Annotated in this window: 20 protein-coding genes; 7 read left to right on the top strand and 13 right to left on the bottom strand. The window is 69.1% G+C overall.

What is annotated here, in order from left to right; translation table 11 throughout:
• Nucleotides 1–11: 11 nt before the first annotated feature.
• The 9 genes from AC07RM_RS05360 to scpA are packed head-to-tail and all read right to left on the bottom strand — an operon-like array spanning nt 12 to nt 9,924.
• Complete coding sequence (locus tag AC07RM_RS05360) at nt 12–500, bottom strand: VOC family protein (RefSeq protein WP_057593644.1); 489 nt, start codon at nt 498–500, stop codon at nt 12–14.
• Nucleotides 497–1,534 carry a biotin synthase BioB gene (bioB, locus tag AC07RM_RS05355; protein WP_495333631.1) on the bottom strand — a complete coding sequence of 346 codons (1,038 nt, stop codon included), beginning with the start codon at nt 1,532–1,534 and terminating at the stop codon, nt 497–499. The genes AC07RM_RS05360 and bioB overlap by 4 nt, the downstream gene beginning before the upstream one ends.
• Nucleotides 1,534–3,582 (bottom strand): acetyl-CoA carboxylase biotin carboxylase subunit, encoded by a 2,049-nt coding sequence (locus AC07RM_RS05350; protein WP_296799924.1) that lies wholly within the window; start codon nt 3,580–3,582, stop codon nt 1,534–1,536. The genes bioB and AC07RM_RS05350 overlap by 1 nt, the downstream gene beginning before the upstream one ends.
• Complete coding sequence (locus AC07RM_RS05345) at nt 3,575–3,700, bottom strand: hypothetical protein (protein WP_281078450.1); 126 nt, start codon at nt 3,698–3,700, stop codon at nt 3,575–3,577. The genes AC07RM_RS05350 and AC07RM_RS05345 overlap by 8 nt, the downstream gene beginning before the upstream one ends.
• Before the next feature lie 17 nt (nt 3,701–3,717).
• Entirely contained in the window at nt 3,718–5,262 is a 1,545-nt protein-coding gene (locus AC07RM_RS05340; protein ID WP_495333628.1) for an acyl-CoA carboxylase subunit beta, read from the bottom strand.
• 21 nt (nt 5,263–5,283) lie between these two features.
• Nucleotides 5,284–6,264 (bottom strand): hypothetical protein, encoded by a 981-nt coding sequence (locus AC07RM_RS05335; protein WP_495333626.1) that lies wholly within the window; start codon nt 6,262–6,264, stop codon nt 5,284–5,286.
• The gene (gene meaB, locus AC07RM_RS05330; RefSeq protein ID WP_296799927.1) at nt 6,252–7,286 is read right to left on the bottom strand and encodes a methylmalonyl Co-A mutase-associated GTPase MeaB; all 1,035 of its coding nucleotides are present in this window, start codon (nt 7,284–7,286) and stop codon (nt 6,252–6,254) included. Before meaB ends, AC07RM_RS05335 begins: the two co-directional genes overlap by 13 nt.
• Complete coding sequence (locus AC07RM_RS05325; RefSeq protein ID WP_057593640.1) at nt 7,280–7,753, bottom strand: GNAT family N-acetyltransferase; 474 nt, start codon at nt 7,751–7,753, stop codon at nt 7,280–7,282. Before AC07RM_RS05325 ends, meaB begins: the two co-directional genes overlap by 7 nt.
• Before the next feature lie 8 nt (nt 7,754–7,761).
• Nucleotides 7,762–9,924: a methylmalonyl-CoA mutase gene (scpA, locus tag AC07RM_RS05320; protein ID WP_495333625.1), complete on the bottom strand. Its 2,163-nt coding sequence runs from the start codon at nt 9,922–9,924 to the stop codon at nt 7,762–7,764.
• A 159-nt stretch (nt 9,925–10,083) separates the two neighbouring features.
• Here scpA and AC07RM_RS05315 point away from each other — a divergent pair, with 159 nt between their 5' ends.
• Nucleotides 10,084–10,725 carry a GntR family transcriptional regulator gene (locus AC07RM_RS05315; RefSeq protein WP_057593638.1) on the top strand — a complete coding sequence of 214 codons (642 nt, stop codon included), beginning with the start codon at nt 10,084–10,086 and terminating at the stop codon, nt 10,723–10,725.
• A 40-nt stretch (nt 10,726–10,765) separates the two neighbouring features.
• Here the strand turns inward: AC07RM_RS05315 and AC07RM_RS05310 are convergent, their stop codons facing one another.
• Entirely contained in the window at nt 10,766–11,551 is a 786-nt protein-coding gene (locus AC07RM_RS05310; RefSeq protein WP_057593637.1) for an IclR family transcriptional regulator, read from the bottom strand.
• 114 nt (nt 11,552–11,665) lie between these two features.
• Here AC07RM_RS05310 and AC07RM_RS05305 point away from each other — a divergent pair, with 114 nt between their 5' ends.
• Nucleotides 11,666–12,679 (top strand): tripartite tricarboxylate transporter substrate binding protein, encoded by a 1,014-nt coding sequence (locus tag AC07RM_RS05305; protein WP_495333624.1) that lies wholly within the window; start codon nt 11,666–11,668, stop codon nt 12,677–12,679.
• A gap of 28 nt (nt 12,680–12,707) precedes the next feature.
• A complete protein-coding gene (locus AC07RM_RS05300; RefSeq protein WP_495333623.1) occupies nt 12,708–13,586 on the top strand; it encodes a TauD/TfdA dioxygenase family protein in 879 nt (292 codons plus the stop codon).
• Nucleotides 13,587–13,605: 19 nt separating this feature from the next.
• Here the strand turns inward: AC07RM_RS05300 and dusA are convergent, their stop codons facing one another.
• Entirely contained in the window at nt 13,606–14,655 is a 1,050-nt protein-coding gene (gene dusA / locus AC07RM_RS05295) for a tRNA dihydrouridine(20/20a) synthase DusA (RefSeq protein WP_495333622.1), read from the bottom strand.
• 211 nt (nt 14,656–14,866) lie between these two features.
• Between dusA and AC07RM_RS05290 the strand changes: the two genes are divergently transcribed.
• From AC07RM_RS05290 to AC07RM_RS05280, 3 genes are read left to right on the top strand one after another with little or no spacing between them, the layout of a single operon-like run.
• Nucleotides 14,867–15,280, top strand: coding sequence for a DoxX family protein (locus AC07RM_RS05290; protein WP_093343438.1), 414 nt, complete (start codon nt 14,867–14,869; stop codon nt 15,278–15,280).
• 48 nt (nt 15,281–15,328) lie between these two features.
• Nucleotides 15,329–15,793: a redox-sensitive transcriptional activator SoxR gene (gene soxR / locus AC07RM_RS05285; RefSeq protein WP_495333621.1), complete on the top strand. Its 465-nt coding sequence runs from the start codon at nt 15,329–15,331 to the stop codon at nt 15,791–15,793.
• A 48-nt stretch (nt 15,794–15,841) separates the two neighbouring features.
• The gene (locus AC07RM_RS05280) at nt 15,842–16,222 is read left to right on the top strand and encodes a hypothetical protein (protein ID WP_495333620.1); all 381 of its coding nucleotides are present in this window, start codon (nt 15,842–15,844) and stop codon (nt 16,220–16,222) included.
• On the opposite strand, the gene AC07RM_RS05275 is transcribed toward AC07RM_RS05280, so the two are convergent.
• Nucleotides 16,223–17,458 carry a serine hydrolase domain-containing protein gene (locus AC07RM_RS05275; protein ID WP_495333619.1) on the bottom strand — a complete coding sequence of 412 codons (1,236 nt, stop codon included), beginning with the start codon at nt 17,456–17,458 and terminating at the stop codon, nt 16,223–16,225. It lies immediately after the preceding gene.
• Nucleotides 17,459–17,505: 47 nt separating this feature from the next.
• Nucleotides 17,506–18,438, bottom strand: a complete 933-nt coding sequence (locus AC07RM_RS05270) for a GntR family transcriptional regulator (protein ID WP_208512252.1) — start codon at nt 18,436–18,438, stop codon at nt 17,506–17,508.
• Nucleotides 18,439–18,607: 169 nt separating this feature from the next.
• On the opposite strand from AC07RM_RS05270, the gene aptA reads away from it, so the two are divergent.
• Complete coding sequence (gene aptA, locus AC07RM_RS05265; protein ID WP_495333617.1) at nt 18,608–19,990, top strand: omega-aminotransferase AptA; 1,383 nt, start codon at nt 18,608–18,610, stop codon at nt 19,988–19,990.
• The last annotated feature ends 16 nt before the right edge of the window (nt 19,991–20,006 follow it).

Here is a 20,006-nt window from a genome sequence, read left to right as displayed (position 1 = left end):
GGCGCCCGGGCTCAGCGCCCGGCGAGCGCGTCGAAGGCCTTCACCACCTCAGGCGGCGCCTGCACCATCTCGATCAGCACGCCCTCGCCCGCGATCGGGAACTCGTCGTTCGCCTTCGGATGCAGGAAGCAGATGTCGAAGCCCGCCGCGCCCTTGCGGATGCCGCCGGGCGCGAAGCGCACCCCCTGCGACGTCAGCCATTCGACGGCCGTCGGCAGGTCGTCGATCCACAGGCCCACGTGGTTGAGCGGCGTGGCGTGCACCGCGGGCTTCTTCTCGGGATCGAGCGGCTGCATCAGGTCGACCTCGACCTTGAACGGGCCGGTGCCGATCGCGCAGATGTCCTCGTCGACGTTCTCGCGCTCGCTTCGGAAGGTGCCCGTGACCTCGAGCCCCAGCATGTCGACCCAGAGCTTCTGCAGCCGGGTCTTGTCGGGACCGCCGATCGCGATCTGCTGGATGCCCAGCACGCGGAAGGGACGTTGGATGGCGCTCGTCATTGGCAGGACTCCGGGTTCGTTTCGGTCGAGGCGCGGTGCGAGCGCAGCCCCAGCTTGCGCAGCAGCTGCACGTCGGCCTCGACATCGGGATTGCCCGTGACCAGCAGCTTGTCGCCGTAGAAGATCGAATTCGCGCCGGCCATGAAGCACAGCGCCTGCACCGCCTCGCCCATCTGCTGGCGGCCGGCCGACAGGCGCACGCGCGCGGTCGGCATGGTGATGCGCGCAACCGCGATCATGCGCACGAAGTCGAAGGGATCGATCGGTTCCGAATCGGCCAGCGGCGTGCCGGGCACGCGCACCAGGCTGTTGATCGGCACCGACTCGGGGTACGGATCGAGGTTGGCCAGCTGCGCGATCAGCCCCGCGCGGTGCACCGGCGCCTCGCCCATGCCCACGATGCCGCCGCAGCACACGCTGATGCCGGCACCTCGCACATGGGCCAGCGTGTCGAGGCGGTCCTGGTAGCTGCGGGTGTCGACGATGTCGGTGTAGTACTCGGGCGCGGTGTCGAGGTTGTGGTTGTAGTAGTCGAGGCCGGCGGCCTTGAGCTGCTGCGCATGGTGCGGCTCGAGCATGCCGAGCGTGGCGCAGGTCTGCAGGCCCAGGCCCTTCACGGCCTCGACCAGCACCGCCACCTTCTCGACATCGCGGTCCTTGGGCGCGCGCCAGGCCGCGCCCATGCAGAAGCGCGTGGCGCCCGCGTCCTTGGCGGCCTGCGCGGCGCGCAGCACCTCGTCGACCTCCATCAGCTTCTGCGCCTTCACGCCGGTGTCGAACTCGGCCGACTGCGGACAGTAGCCGCAGTTCTCGGGGCAGCCGCCGGTCTTCACCGACAGCAGCGTGGCCAGCTCGATGTCGCCCTCGGGGAAATGCCGGCGATGCACCGTCTGGGCCTCGAACAGCAGTTCCATCAGCGGCTTGTCGAGCAGCGCCTGGATCGCCTCGACCGACCAGCGGCCTTCGGGCGTCGGCGTCGCCACCGGCTTCGCGGGCCGGTGCAGCACCACCGCCTGCAGGTCGCTGGCCCCCATCAGTTGAACTCCAGGATGATCTGGTCGACCGCGAGCGACTCGCCCTTGGCCGCGGAAATCTTGCCGACCACGCCGTCCTGCGCGGCGAACAGCACGTTCTCCATCTTCATCGCCTCGATCACCGCGAGCTTCTCGCCGGCCTGCACCTGCTGGCCCGGCTGCACCGCCACCTCGACCAGCAGGCCCGGCATCGGCGACATCAGGAACTTGCTGAGGTCCGGCGGCGCCTTGTGCGGCATCAGCGCGAGCAGGCGCGCGCCCAGCGGCGACAGCACCATGGCCTCGATCTGGCGGCCGTCGTTCGACACCCGCAGCGCCAGCGGATTCTTGCCGGCGCCGCGCTCCACCTGCGCGGTGAAGGGCTTGTCGTTCACGATGCCCTGCACGCGCACCGCGCCCAGCGCGAGGCTGCTGTCGATCTTGTAGGTCTTGCCGTTGACCGTGACCGCGCTCGCGCCGGTCTTGCCGTGGAAGTCGCTCACGGTCACCGGATGGTGCACGTGCTCGCCCTGCGCGCCGAGCTCGACCACCACGAACTGCTCGCCCACCTTCACGCCGTGGCCTTCGAGCTGGCCGCTGATGCCCGAGGCACGCGCGCGGTAGCGGCGGTGCACGTAGGCCGCCAGCGCGACCAGGAAATCGGGCTCGCTGTGCGGCACGTCCTCGGCATGGAAGCCCTTGCCATAGTGCTCGGCGATGAAGCCGGTGTTGAAGTCGCCGGCCACGAATTTCGGATGCGCGAGCAGCGCGGCCTGGAACGGGATGTTGCTGCTGATGCCGCGGATCACGAAGCCGTTGAGCGCTTCGCGCATGCGCGCGATCGCGTGGTTGCGGTCCTTGCCGTGCACGATGAGCTTGGCGATCATCGAGTCGTAGTACATCGGGATCTCGCCGCCCTCGTACACGCCGGTGTCGACGCGCACGCCCTGCAGGTGTTCTGTGTCGCTCGCGAACATGGTTTCGGCCGGCGGCTGGAACTTCACCAGCCGGCCGGTCGAGGGCAGGAAATTGCGGAACGGGTCCTCGGCGTTGATGCGGCACTCGATGGCCCAGCCGTCGCGCTTGACCTGCTCCTGCGTCAGCGGCAGTTCCTCGCCGGCCGCCACGCGGATCATCAGCTCCACCAGGTCGAGGCCCGTGATGCACTCGGTCACCGGATGCTCCACCTGCAGGCGGGTGTTCATCTCGAGGAAGTAGAAGCTCTGGTCCTTGCCGACCACGAACTCCACCGTGCCCGCGCTCTGGTAGTTCACGGCCTTGGCCAGCGCCACCGCCTGCTCGCCCATCGCCTTGCGCGTGGCATCGCTGATGAAGGGCGACGGCGCCTCCTCGATCACCTTCTGGTGGCGGCGCTGGATCGAGCATTCGCGCTCGTTGAGGTAGATCACGTGGCCGTGCGAATCGCCGAGCACCTGGATCTCGATGTGGCGCGGCTCCTCGACGAACTTCTCGATGAACACCCGGTCGTCGCCGAAGCTGTTGCGCGCCTCGTTGCGGCAGGAGGTGAAGCCCTCGAAGGCTTCCTTGTCGTTGAAGGCCACGCGCAGGCCCTTGCCGCCGCCGCCGGCCGAGGCCTTGATCATCACCGGATAGCCGATGTCCTTCGCGATCTCGACCGCGCGCTCGGCGGTCTCGATGGCGTCGTTCCAGCCCGGGATGGTGTTGACCTTAGCCTCGTTGGCGAGCTTCTTCGAGGCGATCTTGTCGCCCATGGCCGCGATCGAGTAGTGCTTGGGGCCGATGAAGGCGATGCCCTCTTCCTCGACTCTCTTCGCGAAGCTTTCGTTCTCCGACAGGAAGCCGTAGCCCGGATGCACGGCCTCGGCACCGGTCTTCTTGCAGGCTTCGATGATGCGGTCGGCCAGCAGGTAGCTCTCGCGGCTGGGCGCGGCACCGATGTGCACGGCCTCGTCGGCCAGCTCGACGTGGCGGGCCTCCTTGTCGGCGTCGGAATAGACGGCGACCGTGAGGATGCCCATCTTCTTGGCGGTCTGGATCACACGGCAGGCGATTTCCCCGCGGTTCGCAATCAGGATCTTCTTAAACATTCTGGGTCTCCGCGTGGAAATCGCCTGCGCGCGCTACGCGCGCCATGCAATTTGGCTTCGCCGAAGCGGCCTTGCGGCCGCTTTCGCCGCGGTTCGCAATCAGGATCTTCTTGAACATGTTCTTCTCCGTGCGGCTCAAAGCGGAATGTTGCCGTGCTTGCGCCACGGGTTCTCGAGCTTCTTCTCGCGCAGCATCACCAGCGAGCGGCAGATGCGCTTGCGCGTCTCGTGCGGCAGGATCACGTCGTCGATGTAGCCGCGCGCGCTCGCCACGTAGGGGTTGGCGAAGCGGGCCTTGTACTCGGCCTCGCGCGCCGCGAGCTTGGCCGGATCGTTCTTGTCCTCGCGGAAGATGATCTCGACCGCGCCCTTGGCGCCCATCACCGCGATCTCGGCGCGCGGCCAGGCCAGGTTGACGTCGCCGCGCAGGTGCTTGGAGGCCATCACGTCGTAGGCGCCGCCGTAGGCCTTGCGCGTGATGACGGTGATCTTCGGCACCGTGCACTCGGCATAGGCGTAGAGCAGCTTGGCGCCGTGCTTGATGATGCCGCCGTACTCCTGGCCGGTGCCGGGCATGAAGCCGGGCACGTCGACGAAGGTCACGACCGAGATGTTGAAGGCATCGCAGAAACGCACGAAGCGCGCGGCCTTGATGCTGCTCTTGATGTCGAGGCAGCCCGCCAGCACCAGCGGCTGGTTGGCGACGATGCCCACGGTCTGGCCTTCCATGCGCGCAAAGCCGATCACGATGTTCTTCGCGTAGTCGGGCTGCAGCTCGAAGAAGTCGCCGTCGTCCGCGACCTTGAAGATCAGCTCCTTCATGTCGTAGGGCTTGTTCGCGTTCTCGGGCACCAGCGTGTCGAGCGAATAGTCGGGCCGGTCGGCCGGATCGCCCTGGCCGTTGTTGCCCAGGCGCACCGGCGGCTTCTCGCGGTTGTTGAGCGGCAGGTAGTTGTAGAGGCGCCGCAGCATCATCAGCGCCTCGACGTCGTTCTCGAACGCCATGTCGGCCACGCCGCTGCGCGTGGTGTGTGTCACGGCGCCGCCCAGCTCCTCGGCCGTCACGCTCTCGTGCGTCACGGTCTTCACCACCTCGGGGCCGGTGACGAACATGTAGCTCGAGTCCTTCACCATGAAGATGAAGTCGGTCATGGCGGGCGAGTACACCGCGCCGCCCGCGCACGGGCCCATGATCATGCTGATCTGCGGCACCACGCCCGAGGCCATCACGTTGCGCTGGAACACGTCGGCATAGCCGCCGAGCGAGGCCACGCCTTCCTGGATGCGCGCGCCGCCCGAGTCGTTGAGGCCGATCACCGGGGCGCCGACCTTCATCGCCTGGTCCATCACCTTGCAGATCTTCTCGGCATGCGCTTCGCTGAGCGCGCCGCCGAAGACGGTGAAGTCCTGGCTGAAGACGAACACCAGGCGGCCGTTGATCATGCCGTAGCCCGTGACCACGCCGTCGCCCGGGATCTTGTTGTCGGCCATGCCGAAGTCAGTCGAGCGGTGCTCGACGAACATGTCCCATTCCTCGAAGGTGCCGTCGTCCAGCAGCAGCTCGAGGCGTTCGCGCGCCGTGAGCTTGCCCTTGGCATGCTGCGCGTCGATGCGCTTCTGTCCACCGCCCAAGCGGGCCTGCGCACGGCGCTTTTCGAGTTCGTCGATCAGTTCTTGCATGAGAAAAGCCTCTTTGAAAAATCAGCAGTCATAGGTTTCGCTGTACTGGAACGATGCTCCCGGCATGGTGGCCAGGATGTCCATGAATTGCGCGATCGCGCCGCACCGCTCGCGCGGGCGATAGGGCGACGTGTTGGTGAGCGGGCCGAACGAGAGATCGGTGCTGCCGCCGCCCTTGGCCGGCAGCACCTGCACCCATTGCGCCGCGAGGCTTTCGCCGCGGCGGCAGAAGACGGTGTCGTGGAGATCGGAGACGCCCCAGGCATCGCCGGAGGCCGACGACCACAGCACCAGCCGATGGTTGGCGGCGCTATCGCCCTGCAGCAGCGCGAAGCCGGGCACGGTGAAGTGCAACGCGGGCATGCGCAGCACGCGCTGCGACGCACTCCGCGCGAATTCGCGCGCGGGGCCGGCCTCGAGCCTCGCCACCGCATGCGCCCCGCGCAGCATGGCGTCGAGCGCCGACTGTTCGCGCTGCCAGGCCTCGGCCCATGGCGCGGCGGCCGCGACCTCGTCATCCCAGTCGACGAACAGGATGCCGCTGGTCTTCCCGGCCGCTTCGTCGTCGCGCGGCGCGCCGTACCACGAGACGCCCACGCGCACGCCGGCCAGGCGCCACTCGGCGCTGACAGCCACGCTCCAGGCGTTCTCTTCCTTGAAGCGCGCGGGCCGCGCGTCGCCGCGATCAGGCGCGCCGAACCGCTCGACCAGTTGCGCATGCGCGCGCAGCGCGAAGTCGACATGCGACTCGCCCGCGGGCAGGTCCAGCCGATGCCACGCCTGCATCACGGGGCGTCCGGGCCGCGGCACCATGAGTTCCATGCGGCTGCTGCGCAGCCCGAGCACGTCCGCGCCCGCCACATGCCAGACGTTGACGCCCGCGGCCGCATGCGCGGGCCGCAGCCCGCGCGCCTCCAGCTGCTCGAAGGTCGTGCCCCAGGCAAAGCGTCCCGCCGCGGTGTCGAAACCGCGCGCGAAGCCGTGGTCGTTCAGCTGGCCCATGCGCTTTCGTCGCCTGCATAGAGGCCGAGCAGGCGACGCGCCGCGGTCGACGGCGCCAGCTCGAGCGCGCCCACCTGGCCGAGCAGCGCCGGCAGCTCCTCCTTCACGCGCGGGTGATGGCGGAAGGCATGGCGCAGGCCCGCTTCGATGCGGTCCCACATCCACGACTTGGCCTGCTGCTGGCGGCGGCCCATGAGCCGGCCGTTGGCGCCCTGCAGCGCGCGAAAGCGCTCGACCTGGGTCCAGAACGCGTCGACGCCCTGCCCCAGCAATGCGCTGAGCTGGATCGCCTGCGGATGCCAGAAGCTCTCGTCGTGGCGTGCATGGTCGGGATGGCCATGCTGGCCGAACAGGCGCAACGCCGAGGTGATCTGCGCCTGCGCGCGCGTGGCGGCGTCCTTGTCGATGTCGGCCTTGTTGATGACGACCAGGTCGGCGATCTCCATCACGCCCTTCTTGATCGCCTGCAGGTCGTCGCCGGCGTTGGGCAGCTGCATCAGCACGAACATGTCGGTCATGCCCGACACCGCGGTCTCGCTCTGGCCCACGCCCACGGTCTCGACGATCACCACGTCATAGCCCGCGGCCTCGCACACCAGCATCGCCTCGCGCGTCTTCTCGGCCACGCCGCCGAGCGTGCCGCTCGAGGGGCTGGGGCGGATGTAGGCGCGCTCGTGCACCGAGAGCCGTTCCATGCGCGTCTTGTCGCCGAGGATGGAGCCGCCCGAGACGGTGGACGAGGGGTCGATGGTGAGCACCGCGACGCGGTGGCCCTTGTCGATCAGCAGCAGGCCCAGGGTCTCGATGAAGGTCGACTTGCCCACGCCCGGCACGCCCGAGATGCCGAGCCGGAACGAATGGCCGGTGCGCGGCAGCAGCGCGGTGAGCAGCTCGTCGGCCTGCGCGCGGTGGTCGGCGCGGGTGGATTCGAGCAGCGTGATGGCCTTGGCGATGGCACGGCGCTGCGCCATGCCGTCCGTCTCGGCGATCGCGCGTTGCAGCGCCTGGGCCGTGTTCAGCACGCGGCCTCCACGGCCAGGCGCCAGCGGTAGTGCAGGTCGACGCCCTCCTCGCCCTCGAGCACGAAGCCGTGCCGCAGGTAGAAGCGGTTGGCATCGCTCTCCACCAGCGCCGTGAGCTTGATGTCGCGCTGCTGCGCGCGCGCCTGCGCCTTGGCCCAGCGCATCACCCATTCACCGATGCCCAGGCCCTGGAAGCCGGTGCGCAGGTACAGGTGGTCGAGCCGCAGCGCATCGGCGCCCTCGGGCTTGAGCGTGACGAAGCCGATGCGCCCGTCGCCGTCGAGCACGATGTGGTGCATGAAAGGGATCACGAAGCCGGCGCTGAGCCGCTCGCGCGAGCGCGCGAGGTCGAAGCGGCCGACACGCTCGAGGCTCGGTCGCATCGCGTCGATGCGCAGCGCCAGCATGTCCTCGAAATCGCTGGATTCCACGGGCTGCAGCGACAGCCGCGACAGGAGATCGCCCACGACGCTGCTCAGGCCGCGACCGCCGCGCGGATCTGCTCCAGCACGTCCTTCGCGCTCGCCGGGATCGGCGTGCCCGGTCCGTAGATGCCCTTCACGCCGGCCTCGTAGAGGAAGTCGTAGTCCTGGCGCGGGATCACGCCGCCGACGAACACGATGATGTCGTCCGCGCCCTGCTTGCGCAGCTCCGCGATGATCGCGGGCACCAGCGTCTTGTGGCCGGCCGCGAGCGTGCTCACGCCCACCGCATGCACGTCGTTCTCGATCGCCTGGCGCGCGCACTCCTCGGGCGTCTGGAACAGCGGTCCCATGTCGACGTCGAAGCCCAGGTCGGCGAAGGCCGTGGCCACCACCTTGGCGCCGCGGTCGTGGCCGTCCTGGCCCAGCTTGGAGATCATCACGCGCGGACGGCGGCCCTGCTCCTCGGCGAAGGCGTTGATCTCGGTCTTGAGGTTCTCCCAGCCCTCGGCGGAGTCGTAGGCGGCGGCATAGACGCCGGTCACCTTCTGGGTATCGGCGCGGTGGCGGCCGAAGGACTTCTCGAGCGCGTCGGAGATCTCGCCGACGGTGGCGCGCAGGCGCACCGCGTCGATGCTCAGCGCGAGCAAGTTGCCGGTGCCGTTCTCGGCCGCCTCGGTGAGCGCGTCGAGCGCGGCCTGCACCTTGGCGCCGTCGCGCGCGGCGCGGATCTTCTGCAGCCGCGCCACCTGCTGGTCGCGCACCTTCACGTTGTCGATCGAGAGGCTCTCGATCGCATCCTCGTTCTTGAGCTTGTACTTGTTGACGCCGACGATCACGTCCTTGCCCGAGTCGATGCGCGCCTGCTTCTCGGCGGCCGCGGCCTCGATCTTGAGCTTGGCCCAGCCGCTGTCCACGGCCTTGGTCATGCCGCCCATGGCCTCGACCTCCTCGATGATGGTCCAGGCCGCGTCGGCCATGTCCTGCGTGAGCTTCTCCATCATGTAGCTGCCGGCCCAGGGATCGATCACGTTCGTGATGTGCGTCTCTTCCTGGATGATGAGCTGCGTGTTGCGCGCGATGCGGGCGCTGAACTCGGTCGGCAGCGCGATGGCTTCGTCGAGCGCGTTGGTGTGCAGGCTCTGCGTGCCGCCGAACACCGCGGCCATCGCCTCGATGGTGGTGCGCACCACGTTGTTGTAGGGGTCCTGCTCGGTCAGGCTCCAGCCCGAGGTCTGGCAGTGGGTGCGCAGCATCAGGCTCTTGGGGTTCTTGGGCTCGAACTCCTTCATGATCCGGCACCACAGCAGGCGCGCGGCGCGCATCTTGGCCACCTCGAGGTAGAAGTTCATGCCGATGGCCCAGAAGAAGCTCAGGCGCCCGGCGAAGCCGTCGACGTCGAGGCCCTTGGCCAGCGCGGTCTTCACGTACTCCTTGCCGTCGGCCAGCGTGAAGGCCAGCTCCAGCGCCTGGTTGGCGCCGGCTTCCTGCATGTGGTAGCCGCTGATCGAGATCGAGTTGAACTTGGGCATGTTCTGCGCCGTGTACTCGATGATGTCGCCGATGATCCGCATGCTCGGCGCGGGCGGGAAGATGTAGGTGTTGCGGACCATGAACTCCTTGAGGATGTCGTTCTGGATGGTTCCGCTGAGTTGGTCCTGCGCCACGCCCTGCTCTTCCGCCGCCACCACGTAGCCCGCGAGCACCGGCAGCACCGCGCCGTTCATGGTCATCGACACGCTGACCTTGTCGAGCGGGATCTGATCGAACAGGATCTTCATGTCCTCGACCGAATCGATCGCCACGCCGGCCTTGCCCACGTCGCCGGTCACGCGCGGATGGTCGCTGTCGTAGCCGCGGTGGGTGGCGAGGTCGAAGGCCACGCTCACGCCCTGCCCGCCGGCGGCCAGCGCCTTGCGGTAGAAGGCGTTCGATTCCTCGGCGGTCGAGAAGCCTGCGTACTGGCGGATGGTCCACGGGCGCACCGCGTACATCGTGGCCTGCGGGCCGCGCAGGTAGGGCTCGAAGCCCGGCAGCGTGTCGGTGTACTTCAGGCCCTGCAGGTCGGCCGCGGTGTACAGCGGCTTGACGCTGATGCCGTCGGGCGTGATCCAGTTCAGCGCGGCGACGTCGCCGCCGGGGGCCGACTTGGCGGCGGCCTTGGCCCAGGCCTCGAGAGTGGCGGGCTTGAAGGAGGGTTCGGGTTTGCTGCTCATGGAGGCGCCGCTTCGCAGTGTGTCGTGCAGGGGGTGTGCTGCTGGAGGAAAGGATTCGCTGGAATCGCTGGGGGTCCGCAGGGATTTGCAGGCCGGCCGCGAGTCTAACCGATCCATAATTATTAATTCAAACGCGATTTTTGAAGTACAGTCCCGCCCATGTCCGCCGTCACCCTCACCCCGCGCGCCCTCTATGAAGAGGTGGCCGAGCTGCTGCGCCAGCGGATCTTCCGCCGCGAGCTCGAACCGGGCAGCTGGATCGACGAACTCAAGCTCGCCGAGGAGTACGGCATCAGCCGCACGCCGCTGCGCGAGGCGCTGAAGGTGCTGGCCGCCGAGGGCCTGGTGACGATGAAGGTGCGCCGTGGCGCCTATGTGACCGAGGTGTCGGAGCAGGACCTGGCCGACGTCTACCACCTGCTGTCATTGCTCGAGAGCGATGCCGCCGGCGTGGTGGCCGAGCGCGCCACCGAGGCCCAGCTCGCCGAGCTGCGCGCGCTGCATGCCGAGCTCGAGGCCGCGGCCGCGCCCGAAGACCGCGAGCATTTCTTCGCGGTCAACGAGCGCTTCCACATGCGCCTGCTGGCGATCGCCAACAACAAGTGGCGCGACCAGATGGTGGCCGACCTGCGCAAGGTGATGAAGCTCAACCGCCACAACTCGCTGCTCAAGGCCGGGCGGATCGGGGAATCGCTGGCCGAGCACCGCTCGGTGATGGCCGCGATCGAGGCGCGCGACGGCGAGGCCGCCATGGCGCGCATGCGCGAGCACTTCAGCAACGGGCTGGAAGCGGCCGCCTAGCGTCCGCCGCGGGGCCGCGCGGCGGCCCGCTTCTCTTCACTCAATCGAGATCGACCGTGCCCGCCTCGGCCGCGATGCGCTGCGCCGTCTCGAGCAGCCGCGGCGCCACACGCGCGAGCATGGTGTCCTTGGGCAGCAGGTAGGCCGGGCCGCCGCAGCTCACCGCGTAGCGCTCGCCGCGCGGACCGCGCAGCGCGAAGCCCAGCGCGTGGATGTGCGGATGCCATTCGCCGAACGAGCCGCAGTAGCCCACGCGCGCGTACTCCTCGATGCTGGCGATCAGCCCCGGCTCGATGCGCGGCCAGTTCTCGCCGCTTTCCTGCCGGATCTGCGCCAGCAGCGCCTCCTGCTCGGGCGCCGCGAGCGAGGCCAGGTAGGCCCTTCCGGCGGCCGAGGTGGCGATCGTCATGCGCGAACCGACCTCGATGCGCGAGCTGATCATCACCGAGCGCGGGCGCAGCGAATCGATGATCAGCATGTCGAGCTCGTCGCGCACGCCCATGTGCACGCTCGCGCCCGCGAAGTCCGACAGCGCCGCGAGATGCGGGCGCGCCACCGTGCGCAGGTCGAAGTGCCGCAGGTAGCGGCTGCTCATGTCGAGCAGCGCCGGCCCCAGGCTGAAACGCTCGCTGTCCTGCGACTGCCGCAGGTAGCCCGCCCCGACCAGGGTGGCCGTGAGCCGCGACACCGTCGCCTTGGGAATGCCCGTCGCATCCGCCAGTTCGCGATTGCCCATCGGCGCCGCCGCCATCCCGATCACCTTCAGCAGGGCCAGTCCCCTGGCGAGCGCGCTCACCTCTTCCCTGCCGCCAATCGCGTCATTCATTTTTAGAAACCTTTGCTTCCCTGATTGATCTTTGTTGCCATTTTTCAGCAAAAACGGGTTGACGCGAGAACTTTGGGAGATCATTATTTCGGAACACAGTTTCAAAATAATGAGATGACGAGACAAAACCCCCACTTCTCCCCGCCGTCGCCGCGCCGCCGCGAGCTCCTTGGCACCGGCCTCGGCCTGCTGGCCGGCGCCGGCCTTCCGGGTTTCGCGCGGGCCGCCGCGCCGGCCGCATTCCCCAAGGGACCGGTGAAGCTCATCGTGCCGTTCGCCCCCGGCGGGCCGACCGACACCGTCGGCCGGCTCATCGCCATGAAGCTGCAGGAGGGCTGGGGCCAGCCGGTCATCGTCGACTACAAGCCCGGCGCCGGCACCGCCATCGGTGCCGACTTCGTCGCCAAGGCCCCGCCCGACGGGCTGACCATCGGCATGGTGAATTCCTCGTTTGCGGTGAATCCCTCGCTGCGCAAGACCCTGCCCTACGACACGCTCAAGGACATCACGGGCATCACCCAGATCGCCAACCTGCAGCTGGCCATCGTGGCCCGGCCCGACGCGCCCTTCAACACGCTGGCCGAGCTAATCGCCTATGCGAAGAAGAACCCGGGCAAGCTGACCTACGGCACGCCCGGCGCCGGCAGCACCACGCACCTGGGGGCCGAGCTGCTCAAGCGCGAGGCCGGCTTCGACATGCTGCACGCGCCCTTCAAGGGCAGTTCGCCCGCGCACACCGAACTCATGGGCGGTCGCATCGACCTCGTGGTCGACCCCTTCCTTTCGGTGCTGCCCTTCGTGAAGGCCGGCCGCATGAAGCTGATCGCCACCCTCGGCGACAAGCCGGTGCCCGGCTTCAGCTATCCGACCGTCGCGCAGACGCTGCCCGGCTTCCACGTCAACGCGCTGCTGGGCTTCATCGCGCCGCACGGCACGCCGCCGGCCGTCATCGAGAAGATCCAGTCGGACACGCGCCGCGTGCTGCTCGACCCCGAGATGCGCAAGCGCGTCGAGGAACAGGGCATGGAGGTGGTCGCCTCCACGCCCGCGCAGTTCGACGCCTACGTGCAGTCGGAGATGAAGCGCTGGGCGCGCGTCATCGCCGACGCGGGCATCCAGCCCGAGTGAGCCCCTCTTCCATCCGGACACCCTTCCCATGCCCCTAGCACTCACCCCCCTGCATCCGCATTTCGCCGCCGAAGCGCGCGGCATCGACATCGCCCGGCCGCTCTCGAACGACGAGGTCAAGCAGATCAACGCCGCGATGAACCGCTACGCCGTGCTGGTCTGGCGCGGCCAGCCGCTCACGGGCCAGCAGCAGATCGATTTCGCCAAGGCCTTCGGGCCGCTGGACCTCGGCCTCAAGAAGGTGTTCAAGCGCCCCGAACGGCTCGAGGACGAGCGCCTGATCGACATCTCGAACGTCGATGCGCAAGGCAACGTCGCGCGCCGCGATTCGCCGAAGAACCTCTCGAACTTCGCCAACCAGCTCTGGCACAGCGACAGCTCGTTCCAGAACCCGCGCGCCGCCTATTCGATGCTGCATGCGCTGGTGCTGCCGAGCTGGGGCGGCAACACCGAGTTCACCGACCTGCGCGCCGCCTACGACGCCCTGCCCGAGCGCGACAAGACCGAACTCGAGGGCCTGAGCGCCGAGCACTACGCGCTGCACACGCGCATCCTGCTGGGCGACGAGGCCTACACCGACGAGCAGAAGAAGACCATCCCGCCGGCCACCTGGCCGCTCGTGCAGACGCATCCGGGCTCGGGGCGCAAGCTGCTGTTCGTGGGCGTGCATGCGCGCGAGATCGTCGGCTGGCCCGTGGCCGAGGCCCGCATGCGGCTGTCGGACCTGCTCGAGCACGCGACCCAGCGCGAGTTCGTCTACCGCCACGAATGGCAGGTGCACGACCTCGTGATGTGGGACAACCGCAGCACCCTGCACCGCGGCCGGCGCTACGACATCGCCGAGCGCCGCGAGCTGCGCCGCACCACCATCGAGGACGTGCCCGAGGCCACGCTGATGGCCGCCTGAGAAGAAGCAGGAAGGCGGCTCAGGCCGCCTGCGCCACCGGCTCGTGCGCGATCGCCATCACCTCGTGCGGCGATTTGCTCTTCATGCGGTGGTCGCTCCACACCTGGCGCCAGCGGCGCGCGCCCGGCAGCCCGTTGCGCAGGCCCAGCATGTGGCGCGCGATGTTCGACCACGGCGTGCCGTGCTCGGCCGCCTCGCGCACCATGTAGTCGCACATCAGGGTCTCGACCTCCTCGCGCGTGCGTTCCGAGGGCGCCGCGCCGAAGAACTCGGCGTCCCACTCGGCCAGCCACCAGGGGTTGTGGTACGCCTCGCGCCCCACCATCACCCCGTCGAGCAGCCGCAGGTGCTCGTGCACCTGCGCATTGAGCGCGATGCCGCCGTTGATCGAGAACTTCAGCGCCGGAAAGTCGTGCTTGAGCCGGTGCACCAGCGCATAGCGCAGCGGCGGGATCTCGCGGTTCTGCTTCGGGCTCAGTCCCTTGAGCCAGGCATTGCGCGCATGCACGATGAAGGTGTCGCAACCGGCCTCGCTGACCTGGCCCACGAAGTCGCGCACGAACTCGTAGCTCTCGATCTTGTCGATGCCGATGCGGTGCTTCACCGTCACCGGCACGCTGCTCGCGTCGACCATCGCCTTCACGCAATCGGCCACCAGCTGCGGTTCGTTCATCAGGCAGGCACCGAAGGCGCCGCGCTGCACGCGCTCGCTCGGGCAGCCGCAGTTGAGGTTGATCTCGTCGTAGCCCCATTGCTCGCCGAGCTTTGCGCAATGCGCCAGATCGGCCGGCTCGCTGCCGCCGAGCTGCAGCGCCAGCGGATGCTCCTCGGCGTTGAAGCGCAGGTGCCGCGGCACGTCGCCATGCACCAGCGCGCCAGTCGTCACCATCTCCGTGTAGAGCAGCGCGTGGCGGCTCAGCAGGCGGTGCAGGTAGCGGCAGTGGCGGTCGGTCCAGTCCATCATGGGCGCCACGGACAGGCGCATGGCGTCGAGCGCCTGGGCCGCTTCAGGGCCTCGCACTGGATCGGGCCCGGGCCCGGCGTTTTCTGGGTTCTCGTTCGGTGTCATTCGATGTCTTTGGGCGCCGCCGCTTCTCTCGGTTGCAAGCGCGCAGGGCGCGAGCGTAGCGCACCCGGCCATTTCGATCCCTGCCGACAACGCTTGACCTCAAGCTTGGTTGAGGTTTTACAGTCCGCCGCGCTCACCCGAATACCGCGTGGGCTTCACCGATGAACCCATGGCGGCAACGAATGTCCCGCCGAAATCAGGAGCTATGTTGATGAGGTCGTGGATCGATGCCGCGTTGGAAAGCCAACTGCTGTGGCTGGCCGCCCGGATACTGCTCGCCGTGGTCTTTGCCGCGTCGGGTCTTGCGAAGGCGCTGAACTTCGCGGGCGGGGTGGGCGAGATGCGCGCGGCGGGCCTCGAGCCGGCCTGGGCCTTCAACGTCGCCACCATCTTCGTGCTGCTGGCCGGCTCGCTGCTGCTGCTGGTCGACCGCGCCGTGTGGCTGGGCGCCGGCGCGCTCTCGGTGTTCCTGCTGCTCACGATCGCGATCGTGCATCGCTTCTGGTCGCTGCCCGAGCCGCGCGCCACGCTGTCGCTGTACTTCGCGCTCGAGCACGTCTCCATCATCGGCGGGCTGCTCGCGGCGGCGATCGCGAGCCACCTGCGGCGGCAGCTCGGCGGCTGAGCACCACATCGCCTATAAGACGCCGATCCGACTCCGAGCCTTTCCGCCATGCCAGAGAACCATCCCGCCGAGCCCGCCAAGGTCCTGACCGTCGGCGAGGTCGCCCGGCGCAGCGGCGTCGCCGTCTCGACGGTGCACTTCTACGAATCGAAGGGGCTGATCAAGGGCTGGCGCAGCGAGGGCAACCAGCGCCGCTATCCGCGCGAGGTACTGCGCCACATCGCGGTGATCCGCGTGGCGCAGCGCACGGGCATTCCGCTCGAGACCATCCGCGATTCGCTGTCGCGGCTGCCCGAGGGGCGGATCCTCAACGCCGCGCAGTGGAAGGCGCTGTCCGCCCACTGGCGCGACGAGCTCGACGCGCGCATCCGCGTGCTGACCCGGCTGCGCGACGACCTCGGCGAATGCATCGGCTGCGGCTGCCTGTCGATGACCGACTGCCCGCTGCGCAATCCCGGCGACAAGCTGGGCGCCACGGGGCCGGGCGCGGTGCTGCTCGACGACCCGCCTTGAGCCCGCGCCATGCTCGGACATGGCGCGCGCACTAGACTCCCTTCGCGCATGACCCTGCTCGACACCCCCGCCCTCCGCCGGCTCGCCGAAGCCGCCACGCCCACGCGCCCCACCTGCGCCTGCCGCCTGCAGGACGCCAGGGCCTGGGAAAGCATCACCGAGGAACGCTGGCCCAAGGCGCTGATGGAGCAGGTCGGCACGCTGCGCGACCCCGAGGCCTACGAACCCACGTTCGAGGAGTTCCATCTGGCCGGCACGCGCTACGACTCGCCCGAGGCGCCGATCTCGGTCGCGCACTTTCCGTACAACCGCTGCGACGTCTACCGCTGCAGCGCCTGCGCGCGCCTGGTGCTGCGCTACACCGAGTTCGGCGGCTACTACATCGACCACCGCGTGCGGGTGGTCGATGCCGCGCTGATCGCCGGCTGATCAACCCTCGCCCATGAGGTGCGCGGCCAGCGCGCGAAAGGCCGGCATCGAGGTCGGCAGGTGCGCATCGGCAGCCAGCGGATGCGAGGCGAAGCGCGCCACCACCATCTCGGCCACCGGATCGATGTGCAGCGCCTGGCCATGGATGCCCTGCGCGGTGAAACTGCCATGCGCGTCGTGCGCTACCCACCACATGTTGCGGTAGCTCCAGCCGGCCAGCCGGGTGTAGCCCGCGAGCGCGAAGCGCGCCGGGTCGGCGCCGCGGCGGATGTCGGTCACCACGGCTTCGGGCACGATCTGCGCGCCGTTGTAGAAGCCGCCCAGCCGCATCGCCTCGCCGAAGCGCGCGAGGTCGCGCAGGCCGGTGCACAAGCCGCCGCCCGCGAACTCGGCGCCCTGGCCGTCGAGCGCGAAGCTGGCGTCCTGCTCGGCGCCCAGGCGCGACCAGATCAGTTCGCCCAGCAGGCTCGCCACCGATTGCCCCGCAGCGCGCGCGATCAGCCAGCCCAGCACGTCGGTGTTGACGGTGCGGTAGGCGAAGGCCTGGCCGTGCACGGTGCCGTCGCGCGCGGCGCCCACGCTCTGCAGGAACTGCCGGTAGCCCTCGGCGCCCACATAGCCCGCGGGGCGCGGCAGCAGTTCGCCGGCGCGCGCATGCTTCCACACGCCCGCATCGGGGTCGGCGTACTCCTCCGAATAGTCGATGGCCGTGGTCATGTCCATCACCTGGCGCACCGTCGCGCTGCCGAAGGCGCTGTCGCCCAGCTCGGGGATGTAGTGCGTGACGAAGGCGTTCTCGTCGAGCGTGCCGTCGGCCGCGAGCATGGCGCCGAGCGTGCCCACCACCGACTTGGTGACCGACATCGCCATGTGCTCGCCGTGCGCGTCGAGCGCGCCGAAGTAGCGCTCGTAGACGATGCGCCCGCGGTGCAGCACCACGGCGCCGTCGGCATGGATGGCCTCGAGCGCCGCGAGCCAGGTCGTGGGCACGCCGTCGCCGAAGCGCGCGAAGGGCAGCGCATCGATCTCGGGCCGCATCGCGCGCGGCAGCTCGGCCACCGGCGCGTTGCCGCGCCCCACCCTGCGCGTGGGCTGCAGCTCGCGCAGGTGCGAGAAGGCCCAGCGGTTGTGCGGCGGCTGGAACACCGGGCATTCGCGCGGCCTCGTGACGGGCGCGCCGGCCGTGGGGAATCCGTCGCGCCAGCCGGCGGCCAGCGCTGTGTTGTCTTGCGTCATGAAGAGAGAGGGAGAGAAAGAAGAGGAAGGGTGGGTTGCGGATGCGGTCAGTCGCCGAGCACGCCCATCACCCGCCGTTCCAGCAGGTCGCTGGCGCGGCTCAGGTGCAGCCGCATGCCTTCGGCGGCGCGGGCCAGGTCGCCGTCCTCGACCGCGTCGAGGATCTCGAGGTGCTCGCGGCAGGACTTGTGCAGCAGGTCGACGTTCACGAGCGGATAGTCCGAGAGATCCGACATGCGGCGCAGCCGGTTCTGCTGCTGCACGGTGTCGAGCACGAAGCGGTTGCCCGAGAAGCTGGCCAGCAGCTCGTGGAACTGCGCGTTGGCCTCGAAGAAGTCCATCCAGTTGTAGCGCGCGGCCTGGGCCAGCAGGCTCTGCTGGCGCTCGCGGCAGGCCAGCAGCCGCTCGTGGTCGATGCGGAAGCCCGGCTCGCGCAGCGCGGCGCACTCCACGATCAGGCGGAAGCGGTAGCTCTCGCGCTCGCTCTCGACCGAGTCGAGGGTCTCGGTGAACTCCCAGCGCTGGTAGTGGCGACCGCGCAGCACGCCGTCCTGCAGCAGCGTGGTCAGCACGGTGCGCAGCAGGGGCCGCGGCGCGTCGTACGCCTGCGCCAGCTCGAGCTCGTTGACGCGCGTGGGCAGCTTGCCCGCGAGGCGGTCGCGCAGCAGCCGGTAGTAGAGGGTCTTCTCCTCGTCCTCGGGCATCTCGCGCCGCGCGCGGCCCAGCGCCTCGCGGTCGGCCACCAGCGTGTAGCCGCGGTTGGGCACGTGGGCCAGCAAGGCGCGCTCGTGCAGGAAGCGCAGCGCCGCGCGCACCGGCGTACGCGAGATGCCGAGCCGGCTCGCGAGATCGGCCTCGGTCATGTGCCGGCCGTTCTCGTAGCCGCCGGCCAGGGCCTGGTCGAGGATGTAGCGGCTCACGCGCTGCGCGAGCGGCGCGATCGGCGGCGCCGGGGGCGTGTCCATCTGTGCTTCGGCCATCCAAGGTTCTCCGGGGAGGAATCGCGGGATCGGCGCCGATCATCGCGCCGGCTTTGTATTTTTGACCGCAAAAAACCATGTACATCTTGCGACAAAAATACAATCCACGCTCCAAGATCGGCCCACGACGACCCGAGCGCCGGGTCGCGTCCCAACGGAGAAAACCCTCGTGGCCGCAGCCGACACCCTTTCGAACCCCGACGCCGCCGCGGCGTCGCCCGCCCTGCCCGCGTCGCTCGACGCGTTCTGGATGCCCTTCACCCCCAACCGCAAGTTCAAGCAATCGCCGCGCCTGATCGTCGGCAGCGAAGGCCTCTACTACGAGCTCGCCGACGGCCGCCGCGTGCTCGACGCCATCGCCGGCCTGTGGTGCGTGAACGCCGGCCACCGCAACCCGCGCATCAGCGCCGCGCTGAAGGCGCAGATCGACGTGCTCGACTACGCCTCGAACTTCCAGATCGGCCACCCGGCCGCCTTCACGCTGGCCGAGCGGCTCGCCGGGATGGCGCCCGAGGGCATGAACCACGTGTTCTTCACCAACTCGGGCTCCGAGTCGGTCGACACCGCGCTGAAGATCGCGGTGGCCTACCACCGTGCGCGCGGCGAGGCCGGCCGCTACCGGCTGATCGGCCGCGAGCGCGCCTACCACGGCGTGGGCTTCGGCGGCATCTCGGTCGGCGGCATCGGCCGCCAGCGCAGCACCTTCGGGCCGCTGCTCAACGGCGTGGACCACCTGCCGCACACGCACGACCTGGCGCGCAACGCCTTCTCGCGCGGCGAGCCGCCGCACGGCCTCGACAAGGCCGACGCGCTCGAGGCGCTGATCTCGCTGCACGACGCCTCGACCGTGGCCGCCGTCATCGTCGAGCCGGTGGCCGGCTCCACCGGCGTGCTGCCGCCACCGCGCGGCTACCTGAAACGCCTGCGCGAGATCTGCGACCGGCACGGCGTGCTGCTGATCTTCGACGAGGTCATCACCGGCTTCGGCCGCCTGGGCACCAACTTCGCGGCCGACCTGTTCGGCGTGAAGCCCGACCTCATCACCACCGCCAAGGGCCTGACCAACGGCGCGGTGCCGATGGGCGCGGTGCTGATGCGCGACGCGGTGCACGACGCCTTCATGCAGGGCAGCGTGAGCGCGGTCGAGCTCTCGCACGGCTACACCTACTCGGGCCATCCGCTGGCCTGCGCGGCCGCCATGGCCACGCTCGACGCCTATGTGCACGACGGCCTGATCGCCCAGGCCGCGGCGCTGTCGCCCTATTTCGAGGAATGCCTGCACGCGCTGCGCGGCCTGCCCGGCGTGATCGACGTGCGCAACGTCGGCCTGCTGGCCGGCATCGAGCTGCAGCCCTGGGCCGCCGGCCCGGGCACGCACGCCCAGGCCGTGGCGCAGCACTGCCTCGACGCCGGCGTGCTGGTGCGCTCGGTCGGCGACACGATCGCGCTGTCGCCGCCGTTCACGCTCGAGCGCCGCCACGTCGACCAGATCGTCGACAGCCTGCGCCAGGCCATCGCCCAGACCGCCCAGCCCACCGACACGCCCGCCTGAATTCCCGAGGACCGCA

Source organism: Variovorax sp. GW821-FHT09B05, assembly GCF_059418265.1.
Note: the sequence above shows the minus strand (reverse complement) of the source record. Positions and strands in the feature narration are given on the sequence as shown.